The organism is Caballeronia sp. LZ024, assembly GCF_031451455.1.
In the GTDB taxonomy this organism is placed as follows: domain Bacteria; phylum Pseudomonadota; class Gammaproteobacteria; order Burkholderiales; family Burkholderiaceae; genus Caballeronia; species Caballeronia telluris.
Map to the genome: position 1 here is coordinate 561,307 of NZ_JARUXL010000001.1, position 12,539 is coordinate 573,845.

The window sequence follows — 12,539 nt, forward strand, 5'->3', positions numbered from 1 at the left end:
TTGAAGCTCGCGTCGAATCAGTGATTGAGCTTGCCGAGCAGCAGGTACTCCATCAGCGCCTTTTGCACGTGCAGACGGTTTTCCGCCTCGTCCCAGACGACGCTCTGCGGACCGTCGATCACTTCCGCGCTCACTTCCTCGCCGCGATGCGCGGGCAGGCAGTGCATGAAAAGCGCGTCGGGATTGGCACGCGCCATCATTTCGGCATCGACGCACCAGTCCGCGAACGCCTTCTTGCGCGCCTCGTTCTCCGCCTCGAAGCCCATGCTGGTCCAAACGTCCGTCGTGACGAGGTCGGCGCCAGCGCAGGCTTCGTTCGGATCGTCGAATTCCTCGTAGAACGGCGCGCCTTCGGCCGAGACGAGCGCGCGGTCTAGCTGATAGCCCGGCGGCGTCGAGAGGCGCAGCTTGAAACCGAGGATTTGCGCCGCCTCGATCCACGTGTAGAGCATGTTGTTGGCGTCGCCGACCCACGCGACCGTCTTGCCGTGGATCGGCCCGCGATGCTCGTAGTACGTGAAGATGTCGGCGAGCACCTGACAAGGGTGATATTCGTTCGTCAGACCGTTGATCACCGGCACGCGCGAATTCTCGGCGAAACGCTGGATGATCTCCTGCCCGAACGTGCGGATCATGATGATGTCGACCATCCGCGAGACGACCTGCGCCGCGTCCTCGATCGGCTCGCCGCGACCGAGTTGCGTGTCGCGCGTGCTGAGAAACACCGCATGGCCGCCGAGCTGGAAGATGCCGGCTTCGAACGAAAGACGCGTGCGCGTCGAATTCTTTTCGAAGATCATCGCAAGCGTGCGGTCGTGCAACGGATGATAGGTCTCATAGCTCTTGAACTTGCGCTTCAGGATGCGCGCGCGTTCGAGGACGTAGTCGTAATCGTCGAGCGAGAAATCCTTGAACTGCAGATAGTGGCGAATTTTTTTGGAGGTCATGAAACGCATACGGCGGCTTCGACCCGGGCCGGAATGAGCCGGACGGCGCCGCCGTCGTTGGTGGTATCACATTTGAGCATAAAGGATTTCGCCCTGTTTGACGAGTTGACCAAAACGCGCAGAACCGCGCCGCAAGGCGCGAGAGCAGGGCATCTGGCCGTTTGTGTGCACTGCGGAACGAGGTCCGCTGCTGTATAATTGCGCTGGTTTTTTCAACACATCACTGACATTTCGCAGCTTTCAACGCGTGTTCGCGGCGCAGGTCGACTGGCCGAAACGCGCGGTCCAATGCGCATGACGCGCACGCTTTCAAATGCAGCGTCGCGCCGGATGTCCGAAGCGGTCCGGCCGAGACCACGAGCCCGGAACCGACAGAACCACGAAAGGCCGTATCCGATGAAACCGCATCGGCAGCGCCCGCCGACGCGGTTTGTGCATGATGCGTGCGCGTTCGCCGGCGTGCCAGCCGGCCGTCAAACAGGTATTCCTACATGGCCGAAGCAACCCCAACCGAGTACTTCATTCAAGGCGTGACCAAGAGCGGAAAGACCTTTCGCCCGAGCGACTGGTCGGAGCGACTGTGCGGCGTGATGTCGGCGTTCGGGCCGGGGGCGAGGGGACCGAATGCGCGCCTGCAATATTCGTTGTACGTCCGGCCGACAATGCTCGGCAACGTGAAGACGGTGATCCTCGACTCGCGCCTGCGTGACGTCGAACCGATGGCATTCGATTTCGTGATGAACTTTGCGAAGGACAACGACCTGGTGGTCACCGAAGCGTGCGAACTGCCGCCGCATCACGGCACGCAGACGAATCAGCGCTGAACGAATCGAGACGCGCTGTCGACGACAAAAAAGCCCGCGAAAGCGGGCTTTTTCGATGCTGCGACAGCGGAAACAGGAAGCAGCAGCCGGCTGAATCGCGCTGGCGCCAGAAGTGCGCAGTGAATGCGCGCCCGGCGGCGGATACGGCCGGCAGCGAGCCGGAATTACTGGGCTGCGGGAGCTTGCAGACCCTTGATGGCTGCAGCCAGGCGGCTCTTATGGCGAGCGGCCTTGTTCTTGTGAACGATTTTCTTGTCGGCGATGATGTCGATCGTCTTCGACGACGACTTGAAGATTTCAGCAGCCTTAGCCTGGTCGCCGGCGTCGATTGCACGGCGAACTGCCTTGATGGCGGTGCGGAACTTCGAGCGCAGTGCCGAGTTGTGCGAGTTGGCTTTGGCGGCCTGACGGGCGCGCTTGCGAGCTTGTGCGGTATTTGCCATGACGGTTCCTTATCCTGTTCCAGCTGTTTACTTGTGTCAGCGAGTGTTCACCCCTCTCGCTACTGCCCTGGCCGCGGACCAGACGAGAGTGCGAAGGTGGTTTCCAACGCGCTGCTTTGATCGGAACTCCCGGGAACGATTGCCCAAGAGCGCAAAAATCGTGGAAAAAACACGTGAAGCTGCCTTTGCGGAGCTTCGAAACCGACGAGTATAGCAAGCAACCACAAGATGTGACAAGCGCCGATTCGGGCCGCGCGCCGCGCGGGTGCCCGAAGCCCCGCCGGGCGGGGCAACGGTGGCGCTCGCGTCTTTGTGCGCAGCCGATCTGAGACCGGCGCGTGCCGCCCGTATAATAAGCGCCCCATGAATCTATTCCGCGCCCTTTTGACGGTCAGCGGCTTCACGCTGCTGTCGCGCGTGACCGGCCTGGTCCGCGAAACGCTGATCGCCCGAGCCTTCGGCGCCAGCCAGTTCACCGACGCCTTTTACGTCGCCTTCCGAATACCGAACCTGCTGCGGCGTCTGTCCGCGGAAGGCGCGTTCGCGCAGGCGTTCGTGCCGATCCTCGCCGAGTTCAAGAATACCGAAGGGCACGACCCGACCAAGGCGCTCGTCGACGCGATGTCCACCGTGCTCGCCTGGAGCCTCGCCGTGCTCTCGCTCGCGGGCGCGGCGGGCGCGTCGTGGGTGGTGTTCGCGGTGGCGTCGGGGCTCAAGCACGACGGTCAGGCCTACGTGCTCGCCGTCTCGATGACGCGGATCATGTTCCCCTACATCATCTTGATCTCGCTGACGACGCTCGCGTCCGGCGTGCTCAACACCTACAAGCAGTTTTCGCTGCCCGCGTTCGCGCCGGTGCTGCTGAACGTCTCGTTCATCGGCGCGGCCGTGTTCGTCGCGCCGCACCTGAAAATGCCGGTGTTCGCGCTCGCATACGCGGTGATCGTCGGCGGGGTTTTGCAGTTTCTCGTTCAACTGCCGGGGCTCAAGAAAATCGACATGATCCCGCGCGTCGGGCTCAATTTCTTCCGCGCGCTGCGGCATCCCGGCGTGAAGCGCGTGCTCCTCAAGATGGTTCCGGCGACGTTCGCCGTCTCCGTCGGCCAGTTGAGCCTCATCATCAACACGAATATCGCGTCGCAGATCGGGCAGGGCGCCGTCTCGTGGATCAACTACGCCGACCGTCTGATGGAATTCCCGACCGCGCTCCTCGGCGCTGCGCTCGGCACGATCCTGCTGCCGAGTCTCTCGAAAGCGCACGTCGATGCCGATCCCGTCGAATATTCCGCGCTTCTCGACTGGGGCTTGCGCATCACATTCCTGCTGGCCGCGCCGAGCGCCGTCGCGCTGTTTTTCTTCGCCGAGCCGCTCACCGCGACGCTTTTCCACTACGGCAAGTTTGACGCGCATTCCGTCGTGATGGTCGGCCGCGCGCTTTCGGCGTATGGCATCGGGCTGATCGGGCTGATTTTGATCAAGATTCTCGCGCCCGGCTTCTACGCGAAACAGGACATCAAGACGCCGGTGAAGATCGCGATCGGCGTGCTCATCATGACGCAGGTCAGCAATTACATTTTCGTACCGGTTTTTTCGCACGCGGGCCTGACGCTTTCGATCGGTCTCGGCGCGCTCGCCAACGCGCTCCTGCTTTTCTTCGGCTTGCGCCGTCGCGGAATCTATCAGCCGTCGGCGGGCTGGACGCGCTTTTTCGTGCAACTGCTGGGCGCGTGTCTCGTGCTCGCGGGCGTGATGCACTGGGTGTCGGCGAACTTCGACTGGATTGGCATGCGCGCGACGCCGCTCGCACGAATTGTGCTGCTCGGAGCGAGCCTGGTTATCTTCGCCGCGCTATATTTCGGTATGCTCTCCGCGATGGGCTTTAAATACGCGTATTTCCGAAGGCGAACGCTCTGATGACGACAACGCGCATCCTCGACTATTTCAGCTCGCTCGTGGCGGAAGATGAAACGCTGCCGCTCACGGAGTCGGCTTTGTCGCTGGCGCAGGACGCCTATCCCGATCTCGACTTGCAGGGCGTGCTCGCCGAAGTCGACGAACTCGTCCTGCGGGTGCGCCGCCGCATGCCCGACGACGCCGACATCAAGCAGAAAGTCGGCGTGCTGAATCGCTATTTCTTCCGCGAGCTCGGTTTCACGAGCAATCTCAACGACTATTACGATCCGGACAACAGCCATCTGAACGTCGTGCTGAAGCGCCGGCGCGGTATCCCGATTTCGCTTGCGGTGATTTATCTGGAGATGGCCGAGCAGCTCGGCATTCCGGTGCGCGGCGTGTCGTTTCCGGGACACTTCCTGCTGCGCGTCAGCGCGCCCGACGGCGACGTGATGCTCGATCCGACCACGGGCCACTATCTGTCGGAATCGCAGATGGTGGAGATGCTGGAGCCGTATGTGCAGCGCGTCGGCGAATCCTTGGGGAGCGCGCTGCGCGTGTTGTTGCAGCCCGCGACGCGCCGTGAAATCGTCGCGCGGATGCTGCGCAACCTGAAGAGCGTCTACTTGCAGACGGAACGCTGGCAGCGGCTCCTCGCCGTCCAGCAGCGTCTCGTGATTCTGCTGCCCGAGAGCATCGAGGAAGTGCGCGATCGCGGTTTCGCGTACGCGCGGCTTGACTACCTGCGCCCGGCGCTGGAAGACCTGCAGCGCTATCTCGAGGACCGGCCCGAGGCGGAAGACGCGACCGTCGTGGAAACGGAACTGCACGAACTCAGGCAGCGCACCCAGCACGACGGCGACTGAAGTGCGCCTTGCAGCAGAACGAAGACGGCGGCCCGCGAAGGCCGCCGTCTTTCATTTCGGCTGCATGCGAATCGCGCCGTCCAGCCGGATCACTTCGCCGTTGAGCATCGGATTGTCGAAGATCTGCTTGACGAGCATCGCGAATTCCGCCGGCCTGCCGAGCCGCGAGGGAAACGGCACCATTGCGCCGAGCGCGTCCTGGACGTCCTGCGGCATGCCGAGCAGCATCGGCGTCTCGAAGATACCCGGCGCGATCGTCATCACGCGGATCGCATTGCGCGAGAGATCGCGCGCGATCGGCAGCGTCATGCCCGCGACGCCGCTCTTCGATGCCGCATACGCCGCCTGCCCGATTTGTCCGTCGAAAGCCGCGACCGACGCCGTGCTGACGATGACGCCGCGCTCGCCCGCCGCGTTCGGCTCGTTCTTCGACATCGCCGCCGCCGCGAGCCGGATCATGTTGAAGGTGCCGATCAGGTTGACGGCGATCGTCTTCGAGAACAGATCGAGCGGGTGAGGGCCCTCCCGGCCGACGGTCTTCGATGCCGGCGCGACGCCCGCGCAGTTCACGAGGCCGCGCAGGCTGCCGAGTTGCGTGGCGGCCTCGACGGCCTCTTTGCCATCCGCTTCCTGGCTCACGTCGCACTTCACGAACACGCCGCCGAGTTCCTTCGCGAGCGCTTCGCCCGCGGCTTCGTTCATGTCGGCGAGCACGACCTTGCCGCCGTGTTCCGCGACGAGCCGCGCGGTCGCGGCGCCGAGTCCCGATGCGCCGCCGGTGATCAAAAAGACGTTATCCTGGATGTCCATGTCTTGCTCCTTTGCTCGAGTGTCTCTATGCGTGTTTTGAGGCCGGACGATTGTATCCGCTCGTATGCCGCACTTCGTTTCGTCATGCGCAGAAAGACAAAACCCGCTCACAGGGAGCGGGTTTGCCAATGCAAATCAGAAATCGAAGACGCTTATTTCAGCGCATCGAACACGCGCGTGCGGATGTCGTCGACGCTGCCGAGCCCCGAGATCTTCCGGTACTGCGGCGCCTTGAGACCGCTCGCGTCGCCGTGCTGCGCCCATTCGTTGTAGTACTGGATAAGCGGCTTGGTCTGCGCGACATACACGTCGAGCCGCTTCTTCACGGTCTCTTCTTTATCGTCGTCGCGCTGGATCAGCGGTTCGCCGGTGACGTCGTCGACCATGTCGTTCTTCGGCGGGTTGAACTTCACGTGATACGTGCGCCCCGACGCCGCATGCACGCGGCGCCCGCTCATGCGCACGATGATCTCGTCGAACGGGACGTCGATTTCGAGCACGTAGTCGATCGCGACGTTCGCCTGCTTCATGGCTTCCGCTTGCGGCAGCGTGCGCGGGAAACCGTCGAACAGATAGCCGTTCGCGCAGTCCGGCTGTTGCAGCCGTTCCTTCACGAGATTGATGATGAGCGTGTCCGGAACCAGCTCGCCGGCGTCCATGAAACCCTTCGCCTCGACGCCGAGCGGCGAGCCCGCCTTGACCGCGGCGCGCAGCATGTCGCCCGTCGAGATCTGCGGAATGCCGAACTTTTCCTTGATGAAGTTTGCCTGGGTGCCCTTGCCCGCGCCGGGTGCGCCCAACAGGATCAAACGCATGGTGATATCTCCGAATCGTATTGAAACCTGCGTCGCGAGGCTTGACATGCATCCGGTGATGCCGCGCTCATGCGGCGTCAAGCGTGGCGGCGCAGCCGGTCGGAGAGACGGCGCGGCACCAGTCGACAGCGGCGCAATGTTTAAGCGTGGCGCTGACCGGATGGCTCGCGCTAATCGCCTGATTATGCCACGGCTCGTCATAATCGCGACCGTTAAAAACGGCTGTGATGCCCGTTATTCGGGCGAGAGCGGGGGTTTACACGACTTGTGCCAAAGACGCGCCGTGCGCCTTCGCGCGTTCAGTTTCCGCGGTCGAAAAGCGCCTGCACGCGCGCGAGATCGGCGGGCGTATCGACACCCGGCGGCGGCGCGTCGTTCGTGACGAGCACGGCGATGCGCTCGCCATGCCAGAGCGCGCGCAGTTGTTCGAGCGCTTCGGCTTCTTCGATCGGCGCCTGCGCGAGCGTCGGATAGACGCGCAGGAATTTCGCGCGATACGCATAGAGGCCGATGTGGCGCAGCACGTTCGGCGGCACGGCGGGCAGCGCGGCGAGCGCGCCGACGTCGGGCCAGCGCGCCTGCCACGCGTCGCGCGACCAGGGAATCGGCGCGCGCGAGAAGTAGAGCGCGACGCTCTTCGCGTCGAGCACGACCTTCACGACGTTCGGGCTAAAGACGTCGGCGGGATCATGAATTGGATGCGCGGCGGTCGCGATCGCGCACGACGGATGCGCCGCGAGATGCGCGGCGACATCGCGCACGAGTTGCGGGTCGATCAGTGGTTCGTCGCCCTGAACGTTGACGACGATGGTGTCGTCGCTCCAGCCGAAATGCGTCGCGACTTCAGCGAGCCGGTCCGTGCCGGTCGGATGATCGGCGCGCGTTTGCAGCACGTCGATCCCGTGTTCTTTCGCGACCTCCACGACACGCGGCGAGTCCGTCGCGATCAGCACCTGCTGCGCGCCCGAAAGCCGCGCGCGCTCGGCGACGCGCACGACCATCGGCTTGCCGCCGATGTCGGCGAGCGGCTTGTTCGGCAGCCGCGTGGACGCGAGCCGCGCCGGAATCACGGCGACGAAATGGACGGGAGCGTTCATCGTTCGCGGCGCTCAGTTGCCGCTGGGCTTGAGCGGCTCGACGGGCGTGCCTTCGACGGTCTGGCGCGCTTCGTCGGCGAGCATCACGGGGATGCCGTCGCGGATCGGATAGGCGAGCTTGTCCGCGCTGCAGATGAGTTCCTGCGCCGCGCGATCGTAGTTGAGCGGACCCTTGCAGATCGGGCAGACGAGGATTTCAAAGAGGCGTGCGTCCACGGAGTTTCTCCACAACTAGGGCGATGAGGCGGGGCTTCAGCACGGCTTCCACTGGGACGACCCAGATGCGCGCGTCGCGCCAGGCCCCGAATTTTACTGCATCCTTCTCGGTGATCAGGATGGCGTCGGCGTCGATGCCGGCGAACGGATTCTCGCGATAAGAGTAGTGATCCGGGAAGGCGCGCGTCGCGGGCGTGATGCCCGCCGCGCGCAGCGTCGCGAAGAAGCGCTCGGGCGAGCCGATGCCCGCCGCCGCCACGACCTTCTCGCCCGCGAACTGCGCGAGCGGCCGGCGCATGGACGGATCGTCGAGGAGCCACGCGTCGCCGGGCATGAGCTCGAGCGGGAACGTGTTCGGCCACGGCGGCAGCGTGCGCTCGTAGGGACTGTTGACGAGCGTCGCATCGCGGCGTCGCGACATCGGTTCGCGCAGCGGGCCCGCGGGCAGCAGGAAGTTGTTGCCGCCGAGCCGGTCGTCGAACACGACGAGTTCGAACGCGCGCGCGAGCCGGTAATGCTGCAGGCCGTCGTCGCTCACGATCACGTCCACGGAGGCGTTCGCCTTCAGCAGCGCCTGCGCCGCCGCGACGCGGTCCGGGCTCACGTAGACCGGCGCATGCGTGCGGCGCGCGATCAGGAGCGGTTCGTCGCCGACCTTGTCCGGCGAACTCGATGCCGTGACGGCGGTCGGCGCTTCGATCTTCGCGCCGTAGCCGCGCGACACGACGCCCGGCTGGAAGCCGGCGGCGCGCAGCGCCTCGACGAGCGCGATCACGGTCGGCGTCTTGCCGGTCCCGCCGACGGTCACGTTGCCGACGATCACGACCGGCACGCCGACATCGACCCGCTTCATCCAGCCGAGCTCGAAGAGCGCGCGGCGCGTCGCGGCGATGGCGCCGAACACGCAGGCGAACGGCGTGAGCGCCCACGCGACGTAGCCGCGCTTGCGCCATTCGCGCGCGAGGAAGGTTTCGATCGGCGGCTTGAGATCAGACATGGACCGCCCGGCGGCCGTGGACGTCGATGTTGACGTTGAAGCGCGCAGGGGCGCCCGGCGTGAAAGGGTGCGACGGATTCAGCATCGGCATGGATCTCCGGGAGACTTGCTCGACCGCTCGCGAGAGCGACCGGTGCACGAACCCGGCACTCTAGCGCGGGCGGGCCGCGCGCGCCAGTCGCGAAAACTGGCGGTAATGGCCGGCCGGACCGCGCCGCGCGGGAATCCACAGCCTGTGGATAACTCTGTGAAGAACTTGCGCCCGAAATCGCCGAAAACCGCGTCAGGAAAGAGTTGCTCCGGCAATGCGAACGGTTCCATAAATATTATCGTTTAAAATCAAATATTTATCCCCATGCTACGGGCTTCCGGACTGACTTTGCGGCGCACGTCGGTAAGTCCTGCCGTGTGGACACTTGATACACTCCGAGTCCTTTTTTAACGTGCCCTGGCCGAATGGCGTATCGTCCGGCAGGTCTACGAACATTGCGCGCTGCCATGAATTCCGATCCCTTGTCGTCGCCAGGCGGCGATGCCGTCGTCCCCGTTTCCGCGCTGAATCGCGCGATCGGCACCGTGCTCGAACGGTCGTTTCCGCTCGTGTGGGTGTCGGGCGAAGTGTCGAATTTCACCCGCGCCGCGAGCGGCCACTGGTACTTCTCGATCAAGGACGCGCAGGCGCAGATGCGCTGCGTCATGTTCCGCGGCCGCGCGCAGTACGCCGAATTTACGCCGCGCGAGGGCGACAAGATCGAAGTGCGCGCGCTCGTCACGATGTACGAGCCGCGCGGCGAATTGCAGTTGAATGTCGAAGCGGTGAGGCGCACGGGGCAGGGACGGCTCTTCGAAGCGTTCCTGCGCCTGAAGGCGCAACTCGAAAGCGAGGGCCTCTTCGACGCCGCGCGAAAGCGCGCGTTGCCCGCGCATCCGCGCGCGGTCGGCATCGTGACGTCGCTGCAGGCCGCCGCGCTGCGCGACGTCCTCACCACGCTATGCCGCCGCGCGCCGCACGTGCCGGTCGTCGTCTATCCGGCGCCGGTGCAGGGCGCGGGCGTCGGCGCGAAGCTCGCCGCGATGGTCGAGGCGGCGAACGCACGGCGCGAAGTGGATGTGCTGATCGTGTGCCGGGGCGGCGGCTCGATCGAAGACCTGTGGGCGTTCAACGAGGAAGTGCTCGCGCGCGCGATCGCGGCGAGCGCGCTGCCGGTGGTGAGCGGCGTCGGGCACGAGACGGATTTCACGATAGCCGATTTCGCCGCCGACGTCCGCGCGCCGACGCCGACCGCCGCCGCCGAACTCGTCAGTCCGCAGCGCGTGCTGCTGCTGCGCGATCTCGATCACCGGCACGCGGCGCTCGCGCGCGCGTTCGGACGCATGATGGAGCGCCGCGAGCAGCAGCTCGACTGGCTCGCGCGACGGCTCGTGAGCCCGGCCGAGCGGCTCGAGCGTCAGCGCGTGCATCTTCGGCAACTGGCGATGCGGCTCGTCTCCGCGGGTGCGCGTCCGGCGCGCGAAGCGCGCGCACGCTTCGCGATGGCGCAATTGCGCTGGCAGCGTCTGCGCCCGGATCTCGACGCCGAACGCGAGCACCTGATGCGGGTGGCGCAGCGATTGCGCACGGCACAGGGCAGGCGTCACGAGCGGGAGGCGGCGCGCGTGTCGGAACTGTCGGCGCGCTTGCAGGTGCTGAGTCCGCGGCGCACACTGGAACGCGGCTACGCGGCGCTCATCGATACACAGACGGGCCGTGCATTGCGCGCGCCGGGCGCGCTGAAACCGAAGCGCGCGCTGACCGTGCATCTCGCCGAAGGCAGCGCGGATGTTCTCATCGCCGATGTGCAGCCCCGCCTCTCCGACGAGTTCTGAAGGATGCGTTTTCTGCATCTGCGAATGTATTTTTGACGCCTCTCGAACGACGCAGTCGAGCATTATTTACGCCGCGCAGAAGGCGCCGAAAGCGATCCTGCTCGCAAAGGCATGCGGTTTGCGGGGTTATTCCAACTCGCCTACAATCCATTGCTCCACTGCCTCACTCCTCACAGTCCCCACAAATCAACATAGAAGGAAGCTCGCACCATGGAACATACGCTCCCGCCGCTGCCGTTCGACAAGAACGCGCTCGCTCCGCACATGTCGGAAGAAACGCTTGAGTACCACTATGGCAAGCATCACCAGACCTATGTGACGAACCTGAACAAGTTGATTCCGGGCACCGAATTCGAGAACCTTCCCCTCGAAGAGATCGTGAAGAAATCGTCGGGCGGTGTGTTCAACAACTCGGCTCAGGTCTGGAACCACACGTTCTTCTGGAACAGCCTGTCGCCGAACGGCGGCGGCGCTCCGTCGGGCGCGCTCGGCGACGCGATCAACGCCAAGTGGGGCTCCTACGACAAGTTCAAGGAAGAATTCGCGAAGGTCGCCATCGCGACGTTCGGCTCCGGCTGGGCATGGCTCGTGAAGAAGGCGGACGGCACGCTCGACATCGTGTCGACGAGCAACGCCGCCACGCCGCTTACCACCGACTCGAAGGCGCTCCTGACGATCGACGTGTGGGAACACGCGTATTACATCGACTATCGCAATGCGCGTCCGAAGTTCATCGAGGCTTACTGGAACATCGTGAACTGGGACTTCGCCACGAAGAATTTCGGCGCTTGAGTCGTTTGTTCAGCGGATGATCCGCGACAGAATTTGAAAGATGTAGCGTGTTTGAAAGCCCTCCGACGTGAGGGCTTTTTTATGCGACGCACGCGCGCACCGATCATGGCAGCGCAGGCGTGAATGCACGATGTTCGATGCTCGACCCGCGTGCGACGAGCGCTGCGCTTTCGGCTATCTCCTGCCATGCGCCGGGAAGATCGACCAGCGGCTCCGACAAGACCAGAAAGGCGTCGTCGCCCGCCACCTTGATGCGCGGATCGTCGGGATACAGTTCGCGCAAATGCCGAAACGAGGTACTGTGAAAGAGCGAGCGTGACTCTGTCTCGCTCGAATAGCGAACGGCGACGATCTGCTCGCCGTCGGTCGCGCAGACGGTCATGTTGAGCGGATGTTCGATGCCATGTCGTCGCCCCGTTGCCTCGATGACCGCGACCATGCGCTCCAGCGCCTGAACCGGTTCGGCTTGCAGGCCGAACGTGAGCGCAAGGAAGAACATGACTTCGGAATCGGTGGAACCCTCGACCGACGCGAACAGTTCCGGGTCGATCGCGAGCATCAGGTCGCGTCTGACCTTGGGGTACTCGCGTATCAGGCCGTTGTGCATGAAGAGCCAGCGTCCGTAGCGAAACGGATGACAGTTGGTTTCCTGGGCGGGCGTATCGGTGGCGGCGCGAATGTGCGCGACGAAAAGCGGCGAGCGGATGGCGCGCGCTGCTTCGCGCAGATTGCGGTCGCTCCAGGCCGGTTGCACGCAGCGATAGCGAAACGGGGTGTCCGACGCAGGGGCGTACCAGCCGACGCCGAAGCCATCGCCGTTGGTGGTCGTATGACCGAGACGTGAATGCAGACTTTGATCGATCAGGGAATGCTGGGCGCGGAACAGCACCGCTTCGAGTTGTACGGGGTTGCCCTGGTAGGCGAGCCAACGACACATGATGCGTCTCCTGGTGAACGTCGATGCACTTGTTCA

Annotated in this window: 13 protein-coding genes; 5 read left to right on the forward strand and 8 right to left on the reverse strand. The window is 64.2% G+C overall.

Annotation, left to right across the window (positions count from 1 at the left end):
• Positions 1–17: 17 nt before the first annotated feature.
• On the reverse strand, positions 18–947 hold the full coding sequence (gene argF / locus QCE48_RS02710; protein ID WP_309786255.1) for an ornithine carbamoyltransferase: 930 nt from the start codon (positions 945–947) through the stop codon (positions 18–20).
• Positions 948–1,438: 491 nt separating this feature from the next.
• Between argF and QCE48_RS02715 the strand changes: the two genes are divergently transcribed.
• On the forward strand, positions 1,439–1,771 hold the full coding sequence (locus QCE48_RS02715; RefSeq protein ID WP_116561267.1) for a DUF3579 domain-containing protein: 333 nt from the start codon (positions 1,439–1,441) through the stop codon (positions 1,769–1,771).
• A gap of 164 nt (positions 1,772–1,935) precedes the next feature.
• Here QCE48_RS02715 and rpsT read toward each other — a convergent pair whose 3' ends face one another.
• Entirely contained in the window at positions 1,936–2,214 is a 279-nt protein-coding gene (gene rpsT, locus QCE48_RS02720; RefSeq protein ID WP_309786252.1) for a 30S ribosomal protein S20, read from the reverse strand.
• A gap of 363 nt (positions 2,215–2,577) precedes the next feature.
• Here rpsT and murJ point away from each other — a divergent pair, with 363 nt between their 5' ends.
• Together murJ and QCE48_RS02730 are read left to right on the forward strand one after the other, a co-directional pair.
• On the forward strand, positions 2,578–4,128 hold the full coding sequence (gene murJ / locus QCE48_RS02725) for a murein biosynthesis integral membrane protein MurJ (protein WP_309786251.1): 1,551 nt from the start codon (positions 2,578–2,580) through the stop codon (positions 4,126–4,128).
• Complete coding sequence (locus QCE48_RS02730; RefSeq protein WP_116562595.1) at positions 4,128–4,973, forward strand: SirB1 family protein; 846 nt, start codon at positions 4,128–4,130, stop codon at positions 4,971–4,973. Before murJ ends, QCE48_RS02730 begins: the two co-directional genes overlap by 1 nt.
• A 51-nt stretch (positions 4,974–5,024) precedes the next feature.
• Here the strand turns inward: QCE48_RS02730 and QCE48_RS02735 are convergent, their stop codons facing one another.
• From QCE48_RS02735 to lpxK, 5 genes are all read right to left on the reverse strand, one after another.
• On the reverse strand, positions 5,025–5,783 hold the full coding sequence (locus QCE48_RS02735) for a 3-hydroxyacyl-CoA dehydrogenase (RefSeq protein WP_309786250.1): 759 nt from the start codon (positions 5,781–5,783) through the stop codon (positions 5,025–5,027).
• Positions 5,784–5,935: 152 nt separating this feature from the next.
• Complete coding sequence (gene adk, locus QCE48_RS02740) at positions 5,936–6,598, reverse strand: adenylate kinase (RefSeq protein ID WP_309786249.1); 663 nt, start codon at positions 6,596–6,598, stop codon at positions 5,936–5,938.
• 299 nt (positions 6,599–6,897) lie between these two features.
• Positions 6,898–7,695, reverse strand: coding sequence for a 3-deoxy-manno-octulosonate cytidylyltransferase (kdsB, locus tag QCE48_RS02745; protein ID WP_309786248.1), 798 nt, complete (start codon positions 7,693–7,695; stop codon positions 6,898–6,900).
• A gap of 12 nt (positions 7,696–7,707) precedes the next feature.
• Positions 7,708–7,911, reverse strand: a complete 204-nt coding sequence (locus QCE48_RS02750; RefSeq protein ID WP_087630880.1) for a Trm112 family protein — start codon at positions 7,909–7,911, stop codon at positions 7,708–7,710.
• Positions 7,892–8,908, reverse strand: a complete 1,017-nt coding sequence (gene lpxK, locus QCE48_RS02755) for a tetraacyldisaccharide 4'-kinase (protein WP_309786247.1) — start codon at positions 8,906–8,908, stop codon at positions 7,892–7,894. The genes QCE48_RS02750 and lpxK overlap by 20 nt, the downstream gene beginning before the upstream one ends.
• 498 nt (positions 8,909–9,406) lie before the next feature.
• Between lpxK and xseA the strand changes: the two genes are divergently transcribed.
• Together xseA and sodB are read left to right on the forward strand one after the other, a co-directional pair.
• Complete coding sequence (gene xseA / locus QCE48_RS02760) at positions 9,407–10,774, forward strand: exodeoxyribonuclease VII large subunit (protein ID WP_309786246.1); 1,368 nt, start codon at positions 9,407–9,409, stop codon at positions 10,772–10,774.
• A 210-nt stretch (positions 10,775–10,984) separates the two neighbouring features.
• Positions 10,985–11,566, forward strand: coding sequence for a superoxide dismutase [Fe] (gene sodB / locus QCE48_RS02765; RefSeq protein ID WP_309786244.1), 582 nt, complete (start codon positions 10,985–10,987; stop codon positions 11,564–11,566).
• 103 nt (positions 11,567–11,669) lie between these two features.
• Here sodB and QCE48_RS02770 read toward each other — a convergent pair whose 3' ends face one another.
• Complete coding sequence (locus tag QCE48_RS02770; protein ID WP_309786243.1) at positions 11,670–12,503, reverse strand: class II glutamine amidotransferase; 834 nt, start codon at positions 12,501–12,503, stop codon at positions 11,670–11,672.
• Positions 12,504–12,539: the final 36 nt, after the last annotated feature.

Coding starts and splice junctions, on each gene's coding strand:
- argF (WP_309786255.1), bottom strand. CDS start 947: ATGACCTCCAAAAAAATTCGCCACTATCTGCAGTTCAAGGATTTCTCG.
- QCE48_RS02715 (WP_116561267.1), top strand. CDS start 1,439: ATGGCCGAAGCAACCCCAACCGAGTACTTCATTCAAGGCGTGACCAAG.
- rpsT (WP_309786252.1), bottom strand. CDS start 2,214: ATGGCAAATACCGCACAAGCTCGCAAGCGCGCCCGTCAGGCCGCCAAA.
- murJ (WP_309786251.1), top strand. CDS start 2,578: ATGAATCTATTCCGCGCCCTTTTGACGGTCAGCGGCTTCACGCTGCTG.
- QCE48_RS02730 (WP_116562595.1), top strand. CDS start 4,128: ATGACGACAACGCGCATCCTCGACTATTTCAGCTCGCTCGTGGCGGAA.
- QCE48_RS02735 (WP_309786250.1), bottom strand. CDS start 5,783: ATGGACATCCAGGATAACGTCTTTTTGATCACCGGCGGCGCATCGGGA.
- adk (WP_309786249.1), bottom strand. CDS start 6,598: ATGCGTTTGATCCTGTTGGGCGCACCCGGCGCGGGCAAGGGCACCCAG.
- kdsB (WP_309786248.1), bottom strand. CDS start 7,695: ATGAACGCTCCCGTCCATTTCGTCGCCGTGATTCCGGCGCGGCTCGCG.
- lpxK (WP_309786247.1), bottom strand. CDS start 8,908: ATGTCTGATCTCAAGCCGCCGATCGAAACCTTCCTCGCGCGCGAATGG.
- xseA (WP_309786246.1), top strand. CDS start 9,407: ATGAATTCCGATCCCTTGTCGTCGCCAGGCGGCGATGCCGTCGTCCCC.
- sodB (WP_309786244.1), top strand. CDS start 10,985: ATGGAACATACGCTCCCGCCGCTGCCGTTCGACAAGAACGCGCTCGCT.
- QCE48_RS02770 (WP_309786243.1), bottom strand. CDS start 12,503: ATGTGTCGTTGGCTCGCCTACCAGGGCAACCCCGTACAACTCGAAGCG.